The organism is Bradyrhizobium semiaridum, assembly GCF_020329505.1.
Taxonomy (GTDB): domain Bacteria; phylum Pseudomonadota; class Alphaproteobacteria; order Rhizobiales; family Xanthobacteraceae; genus Bradyrhizobium; species Bradyrhizobium semiaridum.
Map to the genome: position 1 here is coordinate 313622 of NZ_JAGKJJ010000001.1, position 22639 is coordinate 336260.

Annotated in this window: 21 protein-coding genes; 4 read left to right on the forward strand and 17 right to left on the reverse strand. The window is 65.7% G+C overall.

The window, feature by feature from the left end:
• Positions 1 to 44 precede the first annotated feature (44 nt).
• The 3 genes from lpxB to lpxA are packed head-to-tail and all read right to left on the reverse strand — an operon-like array spanning position 45 to position 2894.
• On the reverse strand, positions 45 to 1211 hold the full coding sequence (gene lpxB, locus J6500_RS01405) for a lipid-A-disaccharide synthase (RefSeq protein ID WP_225710876.1): 1167 nt from the start codon (positions 1209 to 1211) through the stop codon (positions 45 to 47).
• An 11-nt stretch (positions 1212 to 1222) separates the two neighbouring features.
• The gene (locus tag J6500_RS01410; protein ID WP_225710877.1) at positions 1223 to 2080 is read right to left on the reverse strand and encodes an LpxI family protein; all 858 of its coding nucleotides are present in this window, start codon (positions 2078 to 2080) and stop codon (positions 1223 to 1225) included.
• A gap of 19 nt (positions 2081 to 2099) precedes the next feature.
• Entirely contained in the window at positions 2100 to 2894 is a 795-nt protein-coding gene (gene lpxA / locus J6500_RS01415) for an acyl-ACP--UDP-N-acetylglucosamine O-acyltransferase (protein WP_225710878.1), read from the reverse strand.
• 138 nt (positions 2895 to 3032) lie between these two features.
• Here lpxA and J6500_RS01420 point away from each other — a divergent pair, with 138 nt between their 5' ends.
• On the forward strand, positions 3033 to 3353 hold the full coding sequence (locus tag J6500_RS01420) for a KTSC domain-containing protein (RefSeq protein WP_225710879.1): 321 nt from the start codon (positions 3033 to 3035) through the stop codon (positions 3351 to 3353).
• Positions 3354 to 3550: 197 nt separating this feature from the next.
• Here J6500_RS01420 and fabZ read toward each other — a convergent pair whose 3' ends face one another.
• The 12 genes from fabZ to dnaE form a co-directional block, all read right to left on the reverse strand.
• On the reverse strand, positions 3551 to 4009 hold the full coding sequence (fabZ, locus tag J6500_RS01425) for a 3-hydroxyacyl-ACP dehydratase FabZ (RefSeq protein ID WP_225710880.1): 459 nt from the start codon (positions 4007 to 4009) through the stop codon (positions 3551 to 3553).
• Complete coding sequence (gene lpxD, locus J6500_RS01430) at positions 4009 to 5070, reverse strand: UDP-3-O-(3-hydroxymyristoyl)glucosamine N-acyltransferase (protein ID WP_225710881.1); 1062 nt, start codon at positions 5068 to 5070, stop codon at positions 4009 to 4011. The genes fabZ and lpxD overlap by 1 nt, the downstream gene beginning before the upstream one ends.
• Before the next feature lie 32 nt (positions 5071 to 5102).
• The gene (gene bamA / locus J6500_RS01435; protein ID WP_225710882.1) at positions 5103 to 7646 is read right to left on the reverse strand and encodes an outer membrane protein assembly factor BamA; all 2544 of its coding nucleotides are present in this window, start codon (positions 7644 to 7646) and stop codon (positions 5103 to 5105) included.
• Positions 7647 to 7818: 172 nt separating this feature from the next.
• On the reverse strand, positions 7819 to 8970 hold the full coding sequence (gene rseP, locus J6500_RS01440) for an RIP metalloprotease RseP (RefSeq protein ID WP_225710883.1): 1152 nt from the start codon (positions 8968 to 8970) through the stop codon (positions 7819 to 7821).
• Between the two features lie 42 nt (positions 8971 to 9012).
• The gene (dxr, locus tag J6500_RS01445) at positions 9013 to 10236 is read right to left on the reverse strand and encodes a 1-deoxy-D-xylulose-5-phosphate reductoisomerase (RefSeq protein WP_225710884.1); all 1224 of its coding nucleotides are present in this window, start codon (positions 10234 to 10236) and stop codon (positions 9013 to 9015) included.
• Positions 10237 to 10240: 4 nt separating this feature from the next.
• A complete protein-coding gene (locus J6500_RS01450) occupies positions 10241 to 11110 on the reverse strand; it encodes a phosphatidate cytidylyltransferase (protein WP_225710885.1) in 870 nt (289 codons plus the stop codon).
• Positions 11107 to 11865: an isoprenyl transferase gene (locus J6500_RS01455; RefSeq protein WP_225710886.1), complete on the reverse strand. Its 759-nt coding sequence runs from the start codon at positions 11863 to 11865 to the stop codon at positions 11107 to 11109. Before J6500_RS01455 ends, J6500_RS01450 begins: the two co-directional genes overlap by 4 nt.
• Before the next feature lie 73 nt (positions 11866 to 11938).
• Positions 11939 to 12502, reverse strand: coding sequence for a ribosome recycling factor (gene frr, locus J6500_RS01460; RefSeq protein WP_225710887.1), 564 nt, complete (start codon positions 12500 to 12502; stop codon positions 11939 to 11941).
• 52 nt (positions 12503 to 12554) lie between these two features.
• Positions 12555 to 13271: a UMP kinase gene (pyrH, locus tag J6500_RS01465; protein ID WP_225710888.1), complete on the reverse strand. Its 717-nt coding sequence runs from the start codon at positions 13269 to 13271 to the stop codon at positions 12555 to 12557.
• Between the two features lie 73 nt (positions 13272 to 13344).
• A complete protein-coding gene (tsf, locus tag J6500_RS01470) occupies positions 13345 to 14268 on the reverse strand; it encodes a translation elongation factor Ts (protein ID WP_225710889.1) in 924 nt (307 codons plus the stop codon).
• Between the two features lie 123 nt (positions 14269 to 14391).
• Positions 14392 to 15384, reverse strand: coding sequence for a 30S ribosomal protein S2 (locus J6500_RS01475; protein WP_225710890.1), 993 nt, complete (start codon positions 15382 to 15384; stop codon positions 14392 to 14394).
• A gap of 209 nt (positions 15385 to 15593) precedes the next feature.
• Complete coding sequence (gene dnaE / locus J6500_RS01480) at positions 15594 to 19115, reverse strand: DNA polymerase III subunit alpha (protein ID WP_225710891.1); 3522 nt, start codon at positions 19113 to 19115, stop codon at positions 15594 to 15596.
• A gap of 503 nt (positions 19116 to 19618) precedes the next feature.
• Here dnaE and J6500_RS01485 point away from each other — a divergent pair.
• Entirely contained in the window at positions 19619 to 19819 is a 201-nt protein-coding gene (locus J6500_RS01485; RefSeq protein WP_225710892.1) for a hypothetical protein, read from the forward strand.
• Between the two features lie 213 nt (positions 19820 to 20032).
• On the opposite strand, the gene J6500_RS01490 is transcribed toward J6500_RS01485, so the two are convergent.
• Positions 20033 to 20785 (reverse strand): outer membrane protein, encoded by a 753-nt coding sequence (locus J6500_RS01490; protein WP_225710893.1) that lies wholly within the window; start codon positions 20783 to 20785, stop codon positions 20033 to 20035.
• A gap of 292 nt (positions 20786 to 21077) precedes the next feature.
• Here J6500_RS01490 and J6500_RS01495 point away from each other — a divergent pair, with 292 nt between their 5' ends.
• Positions 21078 to 21371 carry a DUF3551 domain-containing protein gene (locus J6500_RS01495; RefSeq protein ID WP_225710894.1) on the forward strand — a complete coding sequence of 98 codons (294 nt, stop codon included), beginning with the start codon at positions 21078 to 21080 and terminating at the stop codon, positions 21369 to 21371.
• A gap of 114 nt (positions 21372 to 21485) precedes the next feature.
• The gene (locus tag J6500_RS01500; protein WP_225710895.1) at positions 21486 to 21755 is read left to right on the forward strand and encodes a DUF3551 domain-containing protein; all 270 of its coding nucleotides are present in this window, start codon (positions 21486 to 21488) and stop codon (positions 21753 to 21755) included.
• Between the two features lie 183 nt (positions 21756 to 21938).
• Here the strand turns inward: J6500_RS01500 and J6500_RS01505 are convergent, their stop codons facing one another.
• Positions 21939 to 22637: an ABC transporter ATP-binding protein gene (locus J6500_RS01505; protein ID WP_225710896.1), complete on the reverse strand. Its 699-nt coding sequence runs from the start codon at positions 22635 to 22637 to the stop codon at positions 21939 to 21941.
• Positions 22638 to 22639 lie beyond the last annotated feature (2 nt).

Consider the following 22639-nt stretch of genomic DNA (forward strand, 5'->3'; position numbering starts at 1 on the left):
CGGTGGCGAGTGCGTCGAGCTTCGGCAGCCGGAACGCCCTTAGACTAGCGAGGCCGCTGCGCCACGGTTGCCAGCACGATATCGGCCGCGCGCGCGCTCGGCGGCTGGTTCCCGGTCGACATCCTGGCGTCGAGTGTCGCGAACGCCTCGACCTGCCGCCGGCGCGCCGGCGTATCGCCGAGGATGTCGCCGAGCGCCTGCGCGAGCTTCTCCGGCGTGCAGTTCTCCTGCAGGAACTCCGGGATCACCTCCTCGCCGATCACGAGATTGGCGAGGATCACTGACGACACCTGGATCGCGCGGCGCAGGATGAACGCCTCCGCGGCGCCGACCCGATAGGCCGTCACCATCGGAATCCCCGACAGCGCGAGCTCCAGCGTCACGGTGCCGGACTTCGCCAGCGCCGCGCGGGCGAGCCGGAACGCGGCGCGCTTCTCGATTTCGCCGACCGCAATCCGCGGCACCACCGGCCAGCCGGCGACGCCGTCATGCACCATCTTCTCGAGATGCGGCGTGGTCGGAAGCACCAGCTCGAACGTCGTGCGCCGGTCGAGCTGGCCAAGCGCCGCGCCGAACAGCGCCAGGTGATGCCTGATCTCGCTGCGCCGGCTTCCCGGCAGCACCAGCAGCACCGGCGGCTCGGCATCCCTGCGCTTCTGCTCCTCGGCGTTCGGCCGCAGCGAAGCCAATTGCTCGACCAGGGGATGGCCGACATAGCTGCATGGCGGGCCGCGCAGCTTGCGGTATTCCTCCGGCTCGAACGGCAGCAGCGCCAGCACGTGGTCGACATAGCGCCGCATCGCGCGCGCCCGGCCCGGCCGCCACGCCCAGACCGATGGCGACACGTAGTCGACGATCGGGATGTTCGGGTTGCGTGCGCGGACGCGGCGCGCAACGCGATGGGTGAAATCGGGGCTGTCGATGATGACGAGCATGTCTGGCGCATCATCGAGCACCGCATCCGCGGTGCGGCGGATCAGTTGCAGGATCTTTGGCAGCTGCTTGACGACCGCGGCAAACCCCATGATCGAGAGCTCCTCGATCGGAAACAGCGAGTTGATGCCCTCGCGGGTCATGCCGCGGCCGCCGACGCCGGCGAACTGCACGGCGTCGCCGAGGCGCTGGCGCAGCACCTTCATCAGGGCGGCGCCGAGCCGGTCACCGGACTCCTCGGTCGCGATGAGGAAGATCTTGCGGCCGGCAGTGGGCATGCGCGCGGGCATCAGCCGGCCAGTCCGATGACGAAGAGACCCTTGGCGTCGGCGGTCTCGATCAGGGCCTGCGGCTCGGCGGCGAGCGTGTTGCCGGCGATCACGGCGATGCCCGCGATCCCGGCGCCGACCGCGCCCTCGACCGTCCGCGGGCCGATGGTCGGCAGATCGAAGCGCAGATCCTGCTGGCTCTTCGGCGCCTTCACCAGCACGCCGCGGCCGGCCTTGGCGCGAATGCGGCCTTCGGCGCGCAGCCGCGCCACGCGCGCGAGCAGCCCGTCGGTGCCTTCGATGTCCTCGACGGCAACCACGTGGCCGTCGATCACGACGGCGGCCTGGCCGATGTCGAACGGGCCGAGCGCGTCGAGCACACCGCGGCCGCGCGCGATGTCGGCGAGTGCATCGCCATCGGGAGCAGCACGCGTGATCGCGCCCTCCGGCATCAACAGATCGGGCGCGACGTCCTTGATCCCGACCATGCGAAAGCCCTGCTGCTCGAGGATGCGGCCGACACTGGACAGCAGATGATCGTCACCGCCGCGGAACGCGCGCACGACATGGCCGAGCAGGCGCAGCGTGCCCCAGTCGAGCCGGATTTCCGAGAGCGCCGGACGCACCAAAGTGCCGATGAAGATCAGGTCGCGGCAGCCCTCGTCGCGGAACAGCCGGGTCGCCCGCCCGAGCTGGCCGACCGAGATCCAGCGATGGCGAAACTTCTGCACGCGGGCGGGATCGCAGGCACCGCGCAGCGCGAACAGCACCGGCGTGATGCCGCGCGCGGCAAGCGAATCCGCCACCGCGAACGGCATGCCGCCGCCGCCGGCGATCACGCCGACCGGCGAAGAGAGCGAGGAAGCCGCTGACGTCATGGGGGCGGCCATCCAGGGCTCAGTTGGTGTTGGCGGGAAGGCAGAGCGCGCGGTGCTTGGCGCCGCCGATGAAGGCGAGGATCTCCGCGATCGCGGGATCCTCGCCGGCGAGCGGCTGCACCGCCGCGAGCCGTTCGGCGAAGATGCCGGGGCCGTGGAACAGCTTCTGGTAAAACGCGCGCACCGCCGCCAGCCGCTGCTTGGTGAAGTGGCGGCGCCGCATGCCGATGATGTTGAGGCCATCGAGCACGGCATACTGGCCGTTGGCGAGGCCGAACGGGATGATGTCGCCGCGCACGCCGCAGACGCCGCCGATCATCACCTGCGGGCCGACGCGGGTGAACTGGTGCACCGCCGACAGGCCGCCGATATAGACGAAGTCGCCGATCTCGCAGTGGCCGCCGAGCGTCGCCGACGTCGCGAAGATCACGTCGTTGCCGACCGTGCAGTCGTGGCCGACATGGCTGTTGTTCATGAAGAAGCCGCGGCTGCCGACGCGGGTCAGCCCGCCGCCCTTGACGGTGCCGATATTCATCGTGACGCCCTCGCGGATCGTGCAGGCCTCGCCGATCTCGAGACGGGTCGGCTCGCCGCGATAGCTCAGATCCTGCGGCGGCCCGCCGAGCGCGGCGAACGGCGAGACGATGCAGCCGGCGCCCATGGTGGTGTGGCCGCTGACCGTGACATGCGCCGTCAACTTGCAGTTCTCGCCGATCACGACATTGGGGCCGATGATGCAGTACGGACCGATCTCGGTGCCGGCCCCGATCACGGCGCCATCGGCAATGCGCGCGGTGGGATCGATCATGCTCATGAAGTTGCGGTCCGGAATTCGTTAACGGCGCCAAGGCGCTACGGCGCCGGCTCGGCGGGTCGTTAGCGCGACTTTGCCTGCCCTGTCCAGTGACGTATCATGACCGCCTGTTGCAACGAACGGGGTCGCTGCCGATCCATGGTCCGTGCCGCCACGCTGCTCCTCGGTCTGCTCGCCGCCCCGGTCGGCCCGGAGACGGTCGACCTCGGACGGCATGGCAGGATCGATCTTTCGACCTTCGAGTGCCGTGACATCAATCGCAGCACGATGGTCCAGCGCGTCTGCTACGACGCCGCCCAGCGCGCGCTGCTGGTCGCGGTCAGGGGCAACTACCAGCACTATTGCGGCGTGCCGCTTGCGACCTTCGACGCGCTGATGAATGCGCCGTCGATGGGCATCTTCGTCAACCGCGTGTTGCGAATCGCGGGCGCCGACGGCCGCTACGCCTGCCCTACCTAGATTTGGGTTGAGCTGGAGCGGCATCGTAGGTCCACCTCTCCCTTGGGAGAGGTCGGCGCGCAGCGCCGGGCGAGGGGATTACGGACTCTCGTTGGTGCTGCGGCTCCCTCACCCGATTTGCTCCGCAAATCGACCTCTCCCCTTCGGGAAGAGGTAAGCCGAGCGGCCAAACCGACTCGACCTAACTTCATGAGCTGTTAGTCCGTCAGCATCGCGCCGACATCGGCTTCGGCGACGACCTGGCCGTTGACCTTGGCATCGCCGTGAAACCACCACATCGTCTTGCGGCGGCCGAGCGAACGCATGTGGTACTCGACGGTGTCGCCGGGCATCACCGGCTTGCGGAACTTGCACTTGTCGATGGTGAGGAAATACACCGCGCGCGGCTTCTCGGTGCCCTCGACCGATTTGATGCCGATCACGCCGGCGGTCTGCGCCATCGCCTCGATCATCATCACGCCGGGATAGACCGGGCGCTCGGGGAAATGCCCCTGGAACGGCGGCTCGTTGAAGGTGACGTTCTTGATGCCGATGCCGCTGTAGTCGGCGCGGATATTGATGACCCGGTCGATCAACAGCATCGGAAAGCGGTGCGGCAGCGTCTTCAGGATATCGTTGATATCCACGAGCTCGAACCTGACCGGGGATTCCTCCATCACTCCTCTTCCTTACCCTTCGCTTCGTTGTCGCGCACCAGGCGCTCCACCGCGATGATTTCCCTGAACCACTGCTTGGTCGGCTTGGCGAAATGTCCGCCCCAACGACCATTGGGTGGAATGTCGTCCTTGACCGCGCTCATCGCGGTGACCTGCGCGCCGTCGCCGATGGTGAGGTGATTGTTGATGCCCACCTTGGCGCCGAGCGCGACATGGTCGCCGATCGTCAAGCTGCCCGCGAGCCCGATCTGGGCCGCCAGCAGGCAGTGCCTGCCGATCGTCACATTGTGGCCGATCTGGACCTGATTGTCGATTTTGGTGCCCTCGCCGATCACGGTGTCGCGCAGCGAGCCGCGGTCAATGGTGGAACCCGCGCCGACCTCGACATTGTTCTGGATCAGCACGCGGCCGGTCTGCGGCACCTTCACGTGGCCCGACGGCCCGAAGAAGATGAAGCCGTAGCCGTCCTGGCCGATATTGCAGCCCGGGTGGATCAGGACGTTGTTGCCGATCAGCGCGAACTGGATGGTGGTCTTGGCGCCGACATTGCAATCGCGGCCGATCTTGACGTCGGCCCCGATCACGGCGCCGGCCCCGACGATGGTGCCCGCGCCGATCTCGACCCGGGGCCCGATCACGGCCAGCGGATCGACGATGACGCCGTCCTCAAGCCGCGCGGTCGGATCGATGATCGCCGACGGCGCGATGCCTTCGGTATTGAACCAGGATTGCGGCCGCAGCGCATCGGCGTGCCACTCGCGGGCGATCGCCACGAAGGCGTGGAACGGCTTGGCGGTCCGCAGCACGGCGACGCCCTCGGGCACGCGCGCCTCGAAACGCTGATGCACCAGACAGGCGCCGGCCTTGGTCGCGGCGAGCTCGTCGGCGTATTTGAGATTATCGAAGAAGGCGAGGTGCATCGGACCGGCCTCGTCAAGCGAAGCCAGCCCCCTGATCTCCTGCGCCCCCCGTGAGGGGTCGACCAGTTGCGCCTTCGTCAGCGCGGCGATGTCAGCCAGCGTCGACGAAGGAGGACTCTTGAAGAAGATCGGCTGCGCCATTCCATCCGTCGCAGTCCGGCAGACAAACGGTCTTAGAACGAAGTACCGCCGCCAAACCTGAATTCTTGTGTGCGGTCGAACTGGCCCTTGGTCAGCGGGATCGCATAGTCGAAGCGCAGCGGGCCGAACGGCGACTGCCAGATCAGGCCGACACCGACCGAGGTGCGGACGACCTTGCTGTCGTTGTACTGCAGACCAAGGCACGTGCCGGGGGTCGGCGGGTTCTGCGTCGGCTTGATACAGCCGGGCACGTTGACTTCGCCTGTCTTATCCCACGAGGTCGGCCCTTGGTAGTCATACAGACCGCCGGCGTCCGCGTAGACCGCGCCCTTGAGGCCGACTTCCTTCGGCATGAACCAGAACGGCATCTGCAGTTCCGCCGACACGCCCCAGTATTTGGTGCCGCCGATCGCATCCTGCGTGCTGTAGGGATTGATGTCGCGCGGGCCGATGCCGTTCGGCGCGAAGCCGCGGACCAGGTTCGGGCCCATCTGGAAGTGATCCAACATGCGCAGTTCGGTGCTGCCCAGCTTGTTCAGGATGCCGCCCTGGGCGCGGATCACGCCGACGATATCAGACACCAGCGGGGTGTAGTACTTCGCGTCGATCGCGGTCTTGATGTAGCTGACGTCGCCGCCGACACCCGCGAAGTCCTGACGGAAGTCGACCAGGAGGCCGTCGGTCGGGTTCTTGTTGTTGTCGAGGGTGTTGTAGTTCAGCGTGTAGCCGAGCGCCGAAGTCAGCGTCTTGCCACCATATAGCTCCTTGCGCACCGGCAGAGATGCTTCGCCGTCGTAGAAGCAGCCGAGACCATTGGTCGACGTCAGATCAATCCCGTTCAGATTTGCAAATGCGGGACTCGGGTTGAACGCAGGATTGGGCGTTACACCATCAGCGAGGAAGCGTGTGTTGTCGCAGTTGTTCAGCGTCGACGGCAGCGAGATTTCCTGCTGGTAGATCGAGTAGCGCAGCTGCAGCGAGAGATCTTCCCGCAGGCTGAAGCCGAGCCGCGGGCTGAAGCCCAGCGTCTTGGTGCCGTAGGCGATGTAGCTGTTGGACAGCTGCTGGCGCTGGTACAGGTCGAGACCGAGCGCGACGCGGTAGTCGAGCAGATAGGGCTCGACGAACGACAGCGAATAGCCGCGCGCATACTGGCCGTAGGTCACCGACGCCTTGGCGAACAGGCCGCGGCCGAGCAGGTTACGCTCGGAGACCGAGACTTCGGCCAGCGCACCGTCGGTGGTCGAATAGCCGCCCGACACCGAGAAGTCGCCGGTCGACTTTTCCTCGAGATCGACGATCAGGATGACGCGATCGCTGGAAGAACCCGGCTCGGTGGTGATCTTGACCGACTTGAAGAAGTCGAGGTTCTTCAACCGGCGCTCGGCACGATCGACCAGCGCGCGGTTGTAGGCGTCGCCCTCGGAGATATCGAATTCGCGGCGGATCACGTAGTCGCGCGTGCGGGTGTTGCCGCGGACGTTGATGCGCTCGATGTAGGTGCGCGGGCCCTCGTCGATCGCGAAGGTGATCGACACCGTGTGATTCTCGAAATTGCGGTCGCCACGCGGCCGCACCACGGCGAAGGCATAGCCGCGGCGCGACGCCTCGATCTGCATCTCCTCGACCGACTTCTCCAGCGCCTCGGCGTTGTAGAGCGAGCCGACATTGACGCGCGACCACGAGCGCAGCGCGTTCGGATCAAGCGTCGAGATCGACGAGGTGAAATTGACGGAGGCGACGCGGTACTGCTGGCCTTCCTCGATCTTGAAGGTGACCAGGAAGCCCTTCTTTTCCGGATCGTATTCGGTCAACGCGGCGACCACCTGGACGTCGGCATAACCGTTCTTGAGATAGAAGCGGCGGATCAGGTCGCGGTCGGCCTCGACGCGATCGGGATCGTAGACGTCGTTGCCGCCGAGGAAGCTGAGCAGGTTCGATTCCCGCGTCTTGATGACGTCGCGCAGGCGAGACGCCGAATAGGCGTTGTTGCCGATGAATTCGATCGAGCGGACGCCGGTCTTCACGCCCTCATTGATCTCAAACACCAGGTCGACGCGGTTATTCGGCTGCTCGATGATCTGCGGATTGACCCGCACGTCGTAGCGGCCCGACCGGCGGTAGATTTCGGCGATGCGCAGCGCATCCGACTGCACCATCGGGCGCGAAAAGGTGCCGCGCGGCTTGGACTGGATTTCAGCCGTCAGCTGCTCGTCCTTGATCTTCTTGTTGCCCTCGAAGGCGATGCGGCCGATCACCGGGTTCTCGACCACGACCACGACGATGCGTCCGCCGCGATTGTCGATGCGGACGTCCTGGAACAGGCCGGTCTCGATCAGCGCTTTCAGGCCGTCGTCGATATCGGCCTGGCTGAGCCGGCCGCCCGGCCCAGGCCGGAAATAGGAGCGGATGGTCTCGAGTTCAACACGCCGGTTGCCCTCAACTGTGATCGAATTGACGGTCTGGGCGACCGCAGGCGCAGACACAGCTACGGCCGCCAAGGTGGCAGCCACCGGCACGGCGAACATGACCAGGGCAGCGAACAAGCCCCCCCTCACTCGCATTCCCAACATCATGCGCAACGCGCCCTATCCTTCAGATGCCGGACCATTCCCCAACAGCCCGACAGATTCCCAACTTGAGCCCAGCTTGTAACCAAATTTGCCACGGCGGCAAACTTAGTACGGAGCCGTATTTCCAATTCGTTCCAAGACGTTGCCCATCGGCAACGCCTCAAAAAAGCCACCATCAGGACGCGGCCAGATGCAGGATGTCGTTGTAGGTCGCAAATACCATCAACATCAGCACCAAACCGAGTCCAATCCGGAACCCCATCTCCTGCGCCCGCTCGGAAAGCGGACGTCCCCGGATGGCCTCCACCGCATAGAACAGAAGGTGGCCGCCATCGAGCAATGGAACCGGGAACAGGTTCAAGAGGCCGATCGAGATCGACAGTACGGCAGCCAGGTGAATCAATGCCCCTACGCCGATGGTCGCCACCTGCCCCGAGATCTGGGCGATTCGCAGCGGCCCGCCAACCTGGTCGGCGGCCTCACGGCCGGTGAAGACGCCGCCGATATAGGCCAGGGTCCGGTCGATTACGAACCAGGTCTCCTTGACCCCCAGCCAAAGGGCGGTCGCGGGATCGACCTTCTCGGTGACGGCGTCGCCGGGCGAGGCCGCACGGGTGATGCCGAGCACGCCGAGCTTGTGGACGTTGCCGAACGGGTCCTTGACCTCGCGCAGTTCCGGGGTGCCGCGGAGCTGGACGGTGGAATCGCCCCGCTTGACCGTGAAGTTCAGCGTATCGCCGGCGTGGATGCTGACGATCCGCTGCATGTCCGAGAAGCTGCCGATCTTCGAGCCATCGATCGCGACCACGATGTCACCGACCTGGAACCCGGCCGCCGCGGCGGCGCTGCTGGCCTCGATCTTGTCGACCCGCGCGGTGGTGCTCGGCTTGCCGAAGAAGGTAAACAGGCAGGTGAAGATCACGATCGCCAGAATGAAGTTGGCAAACGGACCGGCGGCGACGATCGCGGCGCGCTTTCCGACGCTCTTGTGATGGAAGCTGCCGGCGCGCTCCTCGGCCGTCATTGCGGCGAGCGTCTCGGTCGAGGGGGTCGACGCCTCGGTGTCGTCGCCGAAGAACTTGACGTAGCCGCCGAGCGGAATCGCGGAAATCTTCCAGCGCGTGCCGTGGCGGTCATTGAAGCCGGCGAGCTCCGGCCCGAAGCCGAGCGAGAAGGTCAGAACCTTCACGCCGGCCCACCGTGCAACCAGGAAGTGGCCGAGCTCGTGAAAGAACACGACGATCGTCAGGACGAACAGGAACGGGATAATGTAGCCGACGAGCCCATGACTCAACGTATTGAAATAATGAAGAAAAAATTCGGACATCCGATTTCCCTCGACAAAGCCAAAGGCTCCGTCCCCAACCCTCTAGGTTGCCTTTAAGGCAATTTGAGGCAATAGGGCGGCAGCTCTATTTCGCGCAACATGGTCAACGGAAATCGCATCATCCGCCGACTGCAGCGGTGACCGATTCCCGGTTCGAATCCAATCGTTCATCGTCGCCTCGACCAGGCGGGCGATGGCGCCGAACTTGATCTTGCCGGCGATGAACGCAGCGACCGCGACCTCATTAGCGGCGTTGAAGACGGTGGTCGCGCCCTTCCCGGTCCGCAGCGCCTCATAGGCCAGCCGCAGCCCGGGGAAGCGGGCGAAATCCGGCACCTCGAAGGTGAGCTGGCCGATCTTGGCGAGATCGAGCCGCGCCGACGGGCCGACAATGCGATCCGGCCAGCCGAGGCAGTGGGCGATCGGAATCCGCATGTCGGGCGTGCCGAGCTGCGCCATCACCGAGCGGTCCGAGAACTCGACCATGCCGTGGATGATCGACTGCGGATGCACCAGCACGTCGATCTCGTCCGGCGACAGTGCGAACAGATAGGACGCTTCGATCACTTCGAGGCCCTTGTTCATCATCGACGCGGAATCGATGGTGATCTTCTGCCCCATGCTCCAGTTGGGGTGTTTCAGCGCCTGTTCCAGGGTGGCCTGCTCGATATCGGCCGGCGCCCAGGTTCGGAACGGCCCGCCGGAGGCAGTGATGATCACCCGCACCAGCTCTTCACGGTTGCCGGAGCCCAGCGCCTGGAACAGCGCATTGTGCTCGGAATCCGCCGGCAGGATGCAGGCGCCCGCCTTCTTGGCGCGCTCCATGAAGAAATCGCCGGCACAGACCAGGCATTCCTTGTTGGCCAGAGCGACCGACGCACCGCGATCGACCGCCGCCAGCGCGGGTTTCAAGCCGGCAGCCCCGCTGACCGCCGCCATCACCCAGTCGGCAGGCCGAGCCGCCGCCTCGATGATCGCGCTCTCGCCCGCACCGCATTCGATGCGGGTGCCGGCCAGCGCGTCCTTCAGCGCGGCAAGCTTTGCGGGATCGCCGATGGCGGCAAACCGGGCGCCGAATTCCTTCGCGAGCTTGGCCAGCGCCTCGACATTGCCGTTGGCGGTCAGTGCCTCGACCCGGTAGCGGTCGCGCGCGCCGCGCAACAGGTCCATGGTGCTGTCGCCGATCGAGCCGGTGGCACCGAGGACGGTCACAGACCGAACGGCCGAGGCCGCGGCCTTGTTGTTACGCAACGGAACTGCGCTCATCTGATCACCAAAGCATAAGACCGCGCCCGACGCCATCGGCGCCGCCGCGAACGAAACCTAAAATCGCCGCAACAATCACGGCCGCGACAAACCCGTCCAGGCGGTCCAAAAGGCCGCCATGGCCGGGAATGATGTGGCTCGAGTCCTTCACCCCGAACCGCCGCTTGACCGCGGATTCGAAGAGATCGCCGAGCTGTGACGCCACCGACAGCACCGCGCCGAGCGCGAGCAGCGGCCCGGCCGTGCCGATCTCGAAGGCGGCAAAGGCCGCGGCAACCAGCAGGCTCGCCACGAAGCCGCCGATCGCGCCGGCCCAGGTCTTCTTTGGGCTGACCCGCACCCACAGCTTCGGCCCGCCGATGCTGCGGCCGGCGAAATAGCCGCCGATATCGGTGACCCAGACCACCAGCAGCACGAACATCAGCGCAGCAAATCCCTTGGCCGCATCGAGCCGCACCAGCACCGACGCGAGCTCGGCCGCCGCCGCATAGAGCAGGCCCGCAATCGCCCAGATGCGCTGCGCGCCCGAGAGCAGCGCCAGTGCGACCATGCCGACAGCAACGACGACAAGGGCCGCATCGGGCCGGCCGGCGATCAGGCAAAGCCCCGCGAGCAGCAGCGCCGCGACGCCGGGCACCAGCACGCGAAGCTCGCGCACGAGGCCCGTGATCATCAGCCATTCCACGAACAGTCCGATCGCCGCCAGCGTCACCAGCAGCGACCAGGCGAGACCGCCGACATAGGCCAGCGCGATCGCGACCGGCGCCAGCACCAGCGCGGCCGCGACGCGCATCACGAGATTGCGCGACCCTTGCTCGCTTGCTGCCGGCGGCTGCTCGCGTGCTGCCGCCGGCGCGGCTTCGCCCTCGCTCACGAGCCGGTTTTCGCAGCGAGGCCGCCGAAGCGGCGCTCGCGCCTGCCGTATTCGGCGATCGCGCTCTCAAGCGCCGCCTTGTCGAAATCGGGCCAGTGGATCGGCACGAACACGAGCTCGCTATAGGCAGCCTGCCACATCAAAAAATTCGAGAGGCGCTGCTCGCCGCTGGTGCGGATGATCAGATCGGGATCGGGAATATCTGGCGCATCGAGATATTGCCCGAGCGTGTCGGCGTCGATCGTATCCGGATCGCGCTTGCCCTCGGCGACCTCGCGCGCGAGCCGCCGCGCTGCGGAGGCGATCTCCGCCCGCGAGCCGTAGTTGAAGGCGACGACGAGGTTGAGCTTGGTGTTATTCCTGGTCAGCTCCTCGGCCTCGTTCAGCAGCGCGCAGATGTCGGGCTCGAGGCCGTCGCGCTCGCCGATCACCCGCACCCTCACCCCGTCGCGGTGCAGCGTCGCGAGATCGTTGCGGATGAAGCGCCGCAGCAGGCCGAACAGGTCGCCGATCTCGGTCGCCGGCCGCGACCAGTTCTCCGAGCTGAACGAGAAGATCGTAAGATAGAGAATGCCGAGCTCATCGGCGGCACGGACCACGCGGCGCAGCGCCTCGACGCCGCGGCGATGGCCCTCGGCACGCGGCAGGCCGCGCGCAGCGGCCCAGCGCCCGTTGCCGTCCATGATGACAGCCACATGCAGCGGACTTGCGGAGCGATCCGGTCCATCGGTTGCAGGGGCTGCGGCGTTCGGCATGGCAGGTTCCGTGGCGCTTTCAGGCGATCTGATAACGGTTCGCGAGACGAAAGCGCGTCAAACAAAATGGGCGTCAGACCGTCAGGATTTCCTTTTCCTTGGCGGCCAGCAGCTGGTCGATTTCGTGGATCACGCCGTCGGTTGCCTTCTGCACCTCGTTCGACAGGCGCTCCTGATCGTCCTCGGAGATCTCGTGATTCTTCTCGAGCTTCTTGATGATGTCGAGACCGTCACGGCGCACATGGCGCACCGCGACCTTGGCCGCCTCGGCGTATTTGTGCGCGACCTTGACGAGCTCCTTGCGGCGCTCCTGGTTGAGCTCGGGGATCCGCAGCCGCAGCACCGTCCCTTCGGTCGCCGGCGACAGGCCGAGGTTGGAATCGACGATCGCCTTCTCGACCGCCTTCACCATCGACTTGTCCCAGACCTGCACCGACAGCAGGCGCGGCTCCGGCACACTGATGGTCGCAACCTGGTTCAGCGGCATATGCGAGCCATAGGCCTCGACCTGGACCGGCTCCAGCATGGAGGCCGCGGCACGGCCGGTGCGCAGACCGCCGAGCTCGTGCTTCAGCGACTGGGTGGCGCCCTGCATGCGGCGCTTCAATTCATTGATGTCAAAACCAGGTGCGGCCATGACGTTCTCCCTTCTCAAGATATCCGGTTGTCATCGCCCTCGAGGCGACAAATCAGCCGGCAACGACCGTGCCGTGTCCGGCCCCGCGCAGAATCGCGCCGATCGAACCGGGCTCGGCGATCGAAAACACGATGATAGGCAGCGACGTCTCGCGGGCAAGCGCGAAAGCGGTCGCATCCATGACCTTGTAGCCGCCCTCGATGGCCTGCGAATGGGTCAGGCGGTCGAAGCGCTTGGCCTTGGGGTCCTTCTTCGGGTCCGCCGTGTAGACGCCGTCGACATTGGTGGCCTTCAGCACCGCCGCCGCGCCGATCTCGGCGGCACGCAACACGGCGGTGGTGTCGGTGGTGAAGAACGGGTTGCCGGTTCCGCCGCCGAGCAGGACGATCCGCCCCTCGGCGAGATATTTGTGCGCTGCGGTGCGGGTGAACAGCTCGGAAATCTCCGGCATCACGAACGCCGACAGCGTGCGCGCCGGCGTCCCCTTGCGCTCGATCGCCGCCTCCAGCGCGAGGCAGTTCATCATGGTGGCGAGCATGCCCATGATGTCGCCGGTCGGCCGCGACACGCCGCGCGAGGACACTTCGACGCCGCGGACGATGTTGCCGCCGCCGATCACCACCGCGACCTCGATGCCGAGCTTCTGCGCCGCGATCAGGTCGTCGGCGATGCGGTCGACGGTGGGCTGGTCGATACCGAAGGCATGGGAGCCGGCGAGATATTCGCCGGACAGCTTGATCACCACGCGACGATAGACCGGCTCAGCCATGATGCGATCGCTTTCCTATCCGCGCGGACAGCCATCCAGCGAATGCGCCGGATGGCTTTGATGGCGTCAGCGGTTACTTCTTGCCGCTGGCGGCGGCGACTTCGGCGGCGAAGTCGCTTTCCTGCTTCTCGATTCCCTCACCGAGAGCATAGTTCACAAAGCCCGCAATTTTGATCGGGCCGCCGACCTTACCCTCAGCTTCCTTCACCGCCTGCGCGACGGACTTACCGCTGTCGTGGATAAAGGCCTGATCCAGCAGGCAAACTTCCTTGTAATAGGTCTTCAGGCCAGAATCGACGATCTTCTCGATGACGTTCTCCGGCTTGCCCTGCTGGCGGTACTTGTCGGCCAGCACGTCCTTCTCGCGCTTGACGGTCTCCGGATCGAGCCCGGCCGGGTCGAGCGCCAGCGGCTTGGCCGCCGCGACGTGCATCGCGAGCTGGCGGCCGAGCACCGCGAGCTCGTCGGTCTTCCCGGTGGACTCCAGCGCCACGATGACGCCGATCTTGCCGGCGCCTTCGACCACCGCGTTGTGGACGTAGCTCGACACCACGCCCTTGCCGACCTCGAGCGAGGCGGCGCGGCGCAGCGTCATGTTCTCGCCGATGGTGGCGATCGCGTCCGAGATCGCGGTCTCGACGGTGACGTCGCCGACCTTGGCGGCCTTGATGGTGTCGACGTCAGCGCCGTTATGCAGCGCGACCTGCGCGATCATCTTGACGAGGCCCTGGAACTGCTCGTTGCGCGCAACGAAGTCGGTCTCCGAGTTCACCTCGACCAGCACGCCCTTGGTGCCCGAGGTCAGCGCGCCGATCAGGCCCTCGGCCGCGACGCGGCCGGCCTTCTTGGCGGCCTTCGAGAGGCCCTTCTTGCGCAGCCAATCCTGCGCGGCCTGCATGTCGCCGGCATTCTCGGTCAGCGCCGCCTTGCAATCCATCATGCCCGCGCCGGTCGACTCGCGGAGATCCTTGACCATCGCTGCTGTGATCGTCGCCATCGTTCAATGTCCTTCTTGCCTGTAGAGAAACCGCGGCGCCGGATGGCGCCGCCGTCAGCGACAGGAAATCGTTGTTCGTGGAAGAGAGCGGCGGCCGGGCGTTCCGGCCACGCCGCGTAACTTTTATTCCGCTTCGGCGAGCGTCTTGGCCTGGGCGACCCAGGCGTCGGCGCGGCTTGGCAGACCGACTTCTTCGCCGATCTTGTGCGCGGTGTCGTGGTCGAGCTCGGCGAGCTGCCAGTAGTGGAAGATGCCGAGGTCGTTGAGCTTCTTCTCGATCGTACCGGACACGCCGGTCAGCTTCTTGAGGTTGTCGGCGGTGCCGCGCGGACCGGCCAGCCCCTGGAAGCCGGACGGCGCCGCGGCCGGGAGGTCTTCCTGGACTGGCGTTGCCGACGCACCGATGTCGATGCCGGACTCGCCCTGGGCCCGCGAGATGCCGTCGATGGCGGCGCGCGCCACGAGGTCGCAATACAGCGAGATCGCGCGGCCGGCGTCGTCATTGCCCGGCACCACATAGGTGATGCCCTTCGGGTCGGAATTGGTGTCGACGATCGCGGCGACCGGGATGTTGAGGCGCTGGGCCTCCTGGATCGCGATGTCTTCCTTGTTGGTGTCGATCACGAAGATCATGTCGGGCAGACCGCCCATGTCCTTGATGCCGCCGAGCGAACGGTCGAGCTTGTCGCGCTCGCGCTGCAGCGTCAGGCGCTCCTTCTTGGTGTAGGAGTTGGCCTCGCCCGACGACAGCACCTCGTCGAGGTGACGCAGGCGCTTGATCGAGGCGGAGATCGTCTTCCAGTTGGTCAGCGTGCCGCCGAGCCAGCGCGAATTGACGAAGTACTGCGCCGAGCGCTTGGCCGCCTCGGCGACGCCGTCCTGCGCCGAACGCTTGGTGCCGACGAACAGGATGCGGCCGCCCTTGGCGACGGTATCGCTGACCGCCTTCAGGGCGGTGTGCAGCATCGGCACGGTCTGCGCGAGGTCGATGATGTGGATGTTGTTGCGGGCGCCGAAGATGTAATCCTGCATCTTCGGGTTCCAGCGGTGGGCCTGGTGGCCAAAGTGAACGCCAGCTTCCAAGAGCTGACGCATGTTGAAATCGGGCAACGCCATAGGTTTTAATTCTCCGGTTGGTTCCTCCGGAAACGTGTGAGCAAACGGGCCTGACTGGCCCGGTTGCCACCGGACGGCCTTTAGAGCCATGTTTCCGTGTGAGATGGCGCGCTATATAGCGCGATTTGCGCCAGAAGCAAGGAAATACGGCCGGTTATGCCGGCCCGAACGGCCGGATTCCGGCCGAAATGGCGCCGGATTGAGCCAGTTTACAGCGTCTGCACGTCGACGACGCCGGCCACCGCCTTGAGCGCGCCCGCGATCTGCGGCGAGACCTTGTAACGGCCGGGCAGCTTCATCTCCACCTCGGTTTCGAGGTCGAGCATCATCACCAGCGAGACGTCGCCGTCCGCCCCCGCGAGCGGTGCAGCCGCGGGCACCGGCTTCGCCGCCGGCGCCTTGCCGGCGCCCCCTGATGCCGGCGCGGCCTCCGGCATGTTGAGGCGGCGCGCGATCGAATCGAGCGGCTTGGTGTCGCGCACGAAGATGCGCAGGCCCTTTTGCGTCTTGGCCGCGGCGTGATCGAGCGGCTCGGCATGCAGCACCCTCGCCCGCACGTCCTCGCCCTGCAATTCGGCGCCGAGTTGCAGCAGCACGGCCGCGCCGGGCTCGAGCACGTCGCGATATTGCGCGAGCCCTTCGGAGAACAGCACCGCCTCGAAATGGCCGGTCGGGTCCGACAGGCCCATGATGCCCATCTTGTTGCCGGTCTTGGTGCGCCGCTCCATCCGCGACACCACGGTCGCCGCCACCTTCCCCGCCGTCGCGCCGGTTTTGACCGCCCGGGAGAACTCCGCCCAGGACTGCACGCGCAGCCGCTTCAGCGCGGTCGCGTAATCGTCGAGCGGATGGCCCGACAGGAAGAAGCCGATTGCGTCGTATTCGCGGCGCAGCCGGTCGGCGGGCAGCCACGGCTCGACCTGCGGCAGCATGATGCTGGGCGCATCCGGCGCGCTGCCGAACATGTCGTTCTGTCCTGAGGTCGCGGCCTCGTGGCTGCGCTGGCACGCGGCGAGGATCGCGTCCGCGCCGGCGAACACCCGCGCGCGGTTCGGCTCCAGCGTGTCGAAGGCACCCGCCGCCGCAAGACTTTCGATGATGCGCTTGTTGATGGCGCGCGGCGAGACGCGCGAGGCGAAATCGGCGAGCGAGGTGAAGGCGCCCTTGTTGTTACGCTCCTGGATGATCTGCTCGACGGCCTGCATGCCGACGCCCTTCAGCGCGGCGAGCGCGTAATAGATCGTGTTCTCGCTGACCTCGAAGGTCGCGCCGGAGCGATTGATGTTCGGCGCCTCGACCTTGATGCCGAGCCGCTGCGCCTCGGCACGGAATTCGGACAGCTTGTCGGTGTTGTTGAGTTCGAGCGTCATCGACGCCGCCAGGAACTCGACCGGGTAATGCGCCTTCATGTAGGCGGTGTGGTACGACACCAGCGCATAGGCCGCCGCGTGGCTCTTGTTGAAGCCGTAGTCGGCGAATTTGGCGAGCAGTTCGAAGATCGTCTCGGCCTGCCCTTTGGTGACGCCGTTCTTCATCGCGCCGGCGACGAAGATGTCGCGCTGCTTGTCCATCTCGGCGCGGATCTTCTTGCCCATCGCGCGGCGCAGCAGGTCGGCCTGGCCGAGCGAGTAGCCGGCCATCTGCTGCGCGATCTGCATCACCTGTTCCTGGTAGATGATGACGCCGAAGGTTTCCTTGAGGATCGGCTCGAGAATCGGATGCAGATATTCCGGCTCCTCGTCGCCATGCTTGCGCGCGCAATAGGTGGGGATGTTGGCCATCGGACCGGGGCGGTACAGCGCCACCAGCGCGATGATGTCCTCGAACCGGTCCGGGCGCATGTCGATCAGCGCGCGCCGCATGCCCTGGCTTTCCACCTGGAACACGCCGACCACATCGCCCCGCGCCAGCATCTGATAGCTCGCCGCATCGTCGATCGGCAGCGTCGCAAGATCGACATGGATGTCGCGCTGCTTCAGCAGCTTCACCGCGACGTCGAGCACCGTCAGCGTCTTCAGGCCGAGGAAGTCGAACTTCACCAGGCCCGCGGGCTCGACCCATTTCATGTTGAACTGGGTGACCGGCATGTCCGATTTCGGATCGCGGTACATCGGCACCAGCTCGCTCAGCGGGCGGTCGCCGATCACGATACCGGCGGCGTGGGTCGAGGCATGGCGGGTCAGGCCCTCGAGGCGCTGTGCGATGTCGAAGGCGCGCGCCACCACCGGATCCTCGTCGCGGAACGCCTGCAGCTTCGGCTCGCCCTCGATCGCCTGCGCCAGCGTCACCGGCGCCGCCGGATTCTGCGGCACCAGTTTGGTCAGCTTGTCGACCTGGCCGTACGGCATCTGCAGCACGCGGCCTACGTCGCGCAGCACGCCGCGCGCCTGCAGCGTCCCGAAGGTGATGATCTGCGCCACCTGGTCGCGGCCGTAGCGCTCCTGCACATACTGGATCACCTCGCCGCGGCGGTCCTGGCAGAAGTCGATGTCGAAGTCTGGCATCGAGACGCGTTCCGGATTGAGGAAGCGCTCGAACAGCAGCGCGAAGCGCATCGGATCGAGGTCGGTGATGGTCAGCACCCAGGCGACCAGCGAGCCGGCGCCGGAGCCGCGGCCCGGCCCGACCGGAATGCCCTGCGCCTTGGCCCATTTGATGAAGTCGGAGACGATCAGGAAGTAGCCCGCATATTTCATGCGGGTGATGACGTCGAGCTCGAAGGCGAGCCGTTTGCTGTAATCCTCTTCCGTCATGCCCGGCGACAGGCCGTGCACGCGCAGCCGCTTGGCGAGCCCCTCCTCGGCCTGCCGCTTCAGCTCGGCGGCCTCGTCGGCGGCGGCATCGGCGCTCTGCGCGGCGCCGACGGTGAAGAACGGCAGGATCGGCTTGCGCGTCTTCGGCCGAAACGAGCAGCGCTCGGCGATCTCGACCGTCGAGGCCAGCGCTTCGGGAATGTCGGCGAACAGCACCGCCATTTCCGCGCGGCTCTTGAAGCGGTGATCCGGCGTCAACTGCTCGCGCTCGGTGTCGGCGATCAGATGGCCGCCGGCGATGCAGAGCAGCGCGTCGTGCGATTCATAGTCGTCGGCGGTTGCGAAATACGGCTCGTTGGTCGCGACCAGCGGCAGGCCCTTGCCGTAGGCGAGATCGATCAGCCCGCTTTCGCTGCGCCGCTCCTTGTCGACGCCATGGCGCTGCAATTCGATGTAGAGCCGATCGCCGAACAGGCTGGCCAAACGGTCGCAGCGGGTGGCGGCGAGTTGCGCCTGGTCGGCGCGCAGCGCCAGCGCGATCGGCCCGTCGGGCCCGCCGGTCAGCGCGATCAAATCCTCGGCATGGTCGGTGAGCCAGTCGAACTTGATGTGCGGAGTCTGGTTGACCGGCGTCTCCAGGAACGCCCGCGAGTTGAGCCGCATCAGGTTCTGGTAGCCGCGCTCGCGCGCCGCCAAGAGCACGATGCGCTGAGGTCCCGCCGCCAGCACGCTGCGCACGTTGGGATCGACGTCGCCGAAATCGACCGCGATCTCGCAGCCGACGATCGGCTGGATGCCATAGCCGGCCATCTTGTCGGAGAATTCCAGCGCCCCGAACATGTTGTCGGTGTCGGTCAGCGCCAGCGCCGGCTGGCGGTCGGCCTTGGCGAGCTCGCCGAGCTTGGCGATCTTGATCGAGCCCTTCAGCAGCGAATACGCCGAATGGACGTGAAGATGAACGAATCCGGGATTCGACATGGCGGCGCGAAGCGTCTCTGCGTCAGGGGTGGAGCGAGCGCCAAAGCCGGACATCTTCGATGCGTCAGGCCCGACTCGCTTGCCCCATCGTGGGGCCTCGGCCCCGCCAAGTCCATGCCGGAGGCGGCATCACCGCCGCTCCTCCCGGTTTTCAACAGGCGCGCCTATGCCCCTGTTCTTCTTACCAGATTTCAGAACTGTGGAATCAGCTGGGCCCACACCGCGATCATTCCGACGAACAGCGTGATGGACGCCAGTGCCGCCGCCTCTTCCACGAAAATCTTCAACATGGCCGCCTCCCTGAACTGGAACGTATACAGAACATTGTTCCTTTTTTGTTCTAGGAGTCAAGCGAGCGTCGGGGACGGAGCGGTGCTCAGCTTCGGAAACCGGTCCTCTTGGTTAACTTCGCAAATGAAGGGGTCCATGGAACTTCCGCTGCCCTTGCCGCCTTTATGATTCCGTTTTTGGGGCGGGCAACGTCAGCTCTGGAGAGAGGAGCCATGAAGCGACGACGCCGGGTTAAGCAGATTTTCCCCCTTGAAGAACGCCTCACCAGAGAAGCCCAAGCGCTGCGCGAACGGGCCAGAAAGCTTCCCCCGAGCCGAGAGCGCGAGAACCTGTTGAAGAAGGCGCGGCAGGAAGAAACAGCTGCGCATTTGACAGAATGGCTGATGTCATCCGGCCCACGGGTGCCGATCTAGTCTAGGAGGGCCGACCATGCCGGTGAGAACCAATCATCATCCAGACGGCGTCGAGGTTGCCTGCAGCGCTGTCGTTCGCGGCCCTGATCGGCAGCGTGGCCTGGCTTCTGACGCGCTGATATTCCGGCAGGCCGCGCGGGATCGCGCACGGCCAACAAAAAACCCCGGGCCGAGGCCCGGGGTTCTCGAGATTGCTTGCAGCGAAGCGAGCGATCAGTAGCGCGGAACGACCGGGCCGCCGAACTTGTAGTTCAGGCGGACGGTGACGAGGTCGACGTCCTGCTTGATGGTGTCGGTACGGCTGTTCACGCCAGCCGGGGTAACCAGGGTGTACGTCTGGTTGTCCATGAACAGATGGTCGTACTCGACCGCGGCCGACCAGCCCGGAGCGAAGGCGTATTCGAGACCGACACCGACGGTGCCGCCCCAGCGGGTGTCGCTGGCGCTGTCGACGAGGGCGCCGGCAGCCGAGATGCCGCTGTACTTGTTGTCGGTCACCGCAGCACCGCCCTTCACGTAGAGCAGGGTGTTGTTCCAGGCGTAGCCGATCTGGCCGGTGAACAGGCCGAACGCTTCGATCTTGGTGCGGTTGGTCAGCAGGAACGCTGCGCTGGGGTTGGAGCCCTTGAAGTCAGCCCAGTTGCCCTGAGCTTCCAGGCCGAACACCCAGCCGCCAGCCTGCCAGCGGTAGCCGATCTGACCACCGACCGTGCCGCCGTCTGCGTCATGGCTGCCTTCGCCGAGCGGAGCGAACGGAACGCCACCCACCGCGGTGTTGGTCCAGCTGTTGTGGCTCGTGCCCCAACCGCCGTTGATACCGATGTAGAAGCCGGTCCAATCATAAACGGCAGCGACCATGGGCGGCGGAGCCTTGGTGTAAGGGCGCGCCGCGAGATCGGCTGCGGAGGCCGGAGCGACCGCGCCGAGCGCGATCAGGCTGGCCGTGACAAGCAAAACCTTTTTCATTTTTCCCGTTCCAACTTTTGTAACTGGCCCCCAAGGCCGCGAGACATCGTCATAGCAGTCTCGATCCAAATTGCTGTAACTTCGGTGCAACAGAGCCCCCCAAACGACTTCGTTCAAATTGTAAGTTAATGCTGCGTTACAGGCACCTCTTGCGCTTTTCGCCACATCGCTGCCGCACAAATCTCACAATTCAGGGCGGTGTGCACGATTGCGTGAGATGCGTGTTGACGGGAACCCGCTTGTTCGATTTGGATCATCATCAAGATCTGAGGTCGCAGCGAAGGAAATGCACATGCGGACGATGATTCTCGCGGCGGCGTCGGTGTTCGCGCTCGCGGCCTATGGAACTGCTCCCGCGCAGGCGGTCGGCGTCCGCTACCCCTTCTGCATTCAGGGCGACCGCTATCCCGGCCTCAGCAACTGCTCGTATCCCTCCTATCAGGCGTGCCTCGCCACCGCTTCCGGCATCGGACAGACCTGTATCGCCAATCCCTATTACGCCGGCGACGACGATCCGCGCTCCTACCTCAACATTCCCGAGCGTCAGCGCCGCGAAGGCAATTTCTTCGACCTGTTCATCCACTGACTCGATCCGCGATCGGGCGCACAAGCCGGGCAGAGCTGCGCACCAAGGGCATGTTTGCGCGCATGGTCTTGCGTATGATGCGCTGCGGACGCCCCGATCGACAGGAGACCTCCGATGCGCGGTTCTACTCTGGCACTGCTGGTCCTTGGCGCCGTCGCAGCGACGCCGGCGAACGCGCAGAAGTACGATTCGACGTCACCGGTCTGCAAGACCAACTACCGATGGGGCGGCGAAGACACCGACTGCGGGTACGCGTCGCTGGAGCAGTGCCGGGCGGCGGCCACGGGCGTCGGGGCGATCTGCTTCAACAACCCCTATTACGCCGGCCGCGCCGCTGCAGATCGGCCGCCGGGCCGGGCGCGGCGGCCCCGTCAGGCCTACTGAAGCGCGATGAGATTGGGTTGAATGGTGATCGCGAGGGCCGCGCTCGCGCCATTTCGGAATATTGGAATAATACCCCTGAGTTGCCCAACGCGTCAAGCTGCCTTGTCGCAAGCTGCCCTGCTGAAGCCGGCAGCCGCCGGCTCCTTTGCATGGGGTTGTTTTTAGGTATTTGGCGGCGCGCGCCTATTCCAGCTCGACGACCTGTCCGCCCGAGAGCGACACCCGGCGGTCCATCCGCGCCGCGAGCTCCATGTTGTGGGTCGCGATCAGCATCGCGACCCGCGTCGCCTTCACCAGCTGCATCAACGCGTTGAAGACATGGTCGGCGGTCGCAGGATCGAGGTTGCCGGTCGGTTCGTCCGCCAACAGCGCCCGCGGCGCATTGGCCACCGCGCGCGCGATCGCGACGCGCTGCTGCTCGCCGCCCGAGAGCTCGGCCGGACGATGCGTGATGCGGTCGCCGAGCCCGAGATAGCCGAGGATCTCGGTCGACCGCTTGACGGTCTCCGAGCGTTTCAGGCCGCGGATCATCTGCGGCAGCATGACGTTTTCCAGCGCCGAGAATTCCGGCAACAGCCGGTGCGACTGGTAGACGAAGCCGATGTCGGTGCGGCGGATCTGGGTGCGTTCGATGTCGGACAGTTGCGAGGTCGGCGCGCCCGCGACATAGACCTCGCCGTCGTCGGGGCTCTCCAGCAGGCCGGCGATGTGCAGCAGCGTCGACTTGCCCGAACCTGACGGCGCCACCAGCGCCACCGATTGACCCGGCCACAGCGCGAGCTTGGCGCCGTCCAGCACCGTCAGCGTCGCTTCGCCCTGCCGGTACTCCCGCTTGATGTCGTGGAGATAGATGACCGGCGTATCTTCCGCCCCCTCCGTCATGC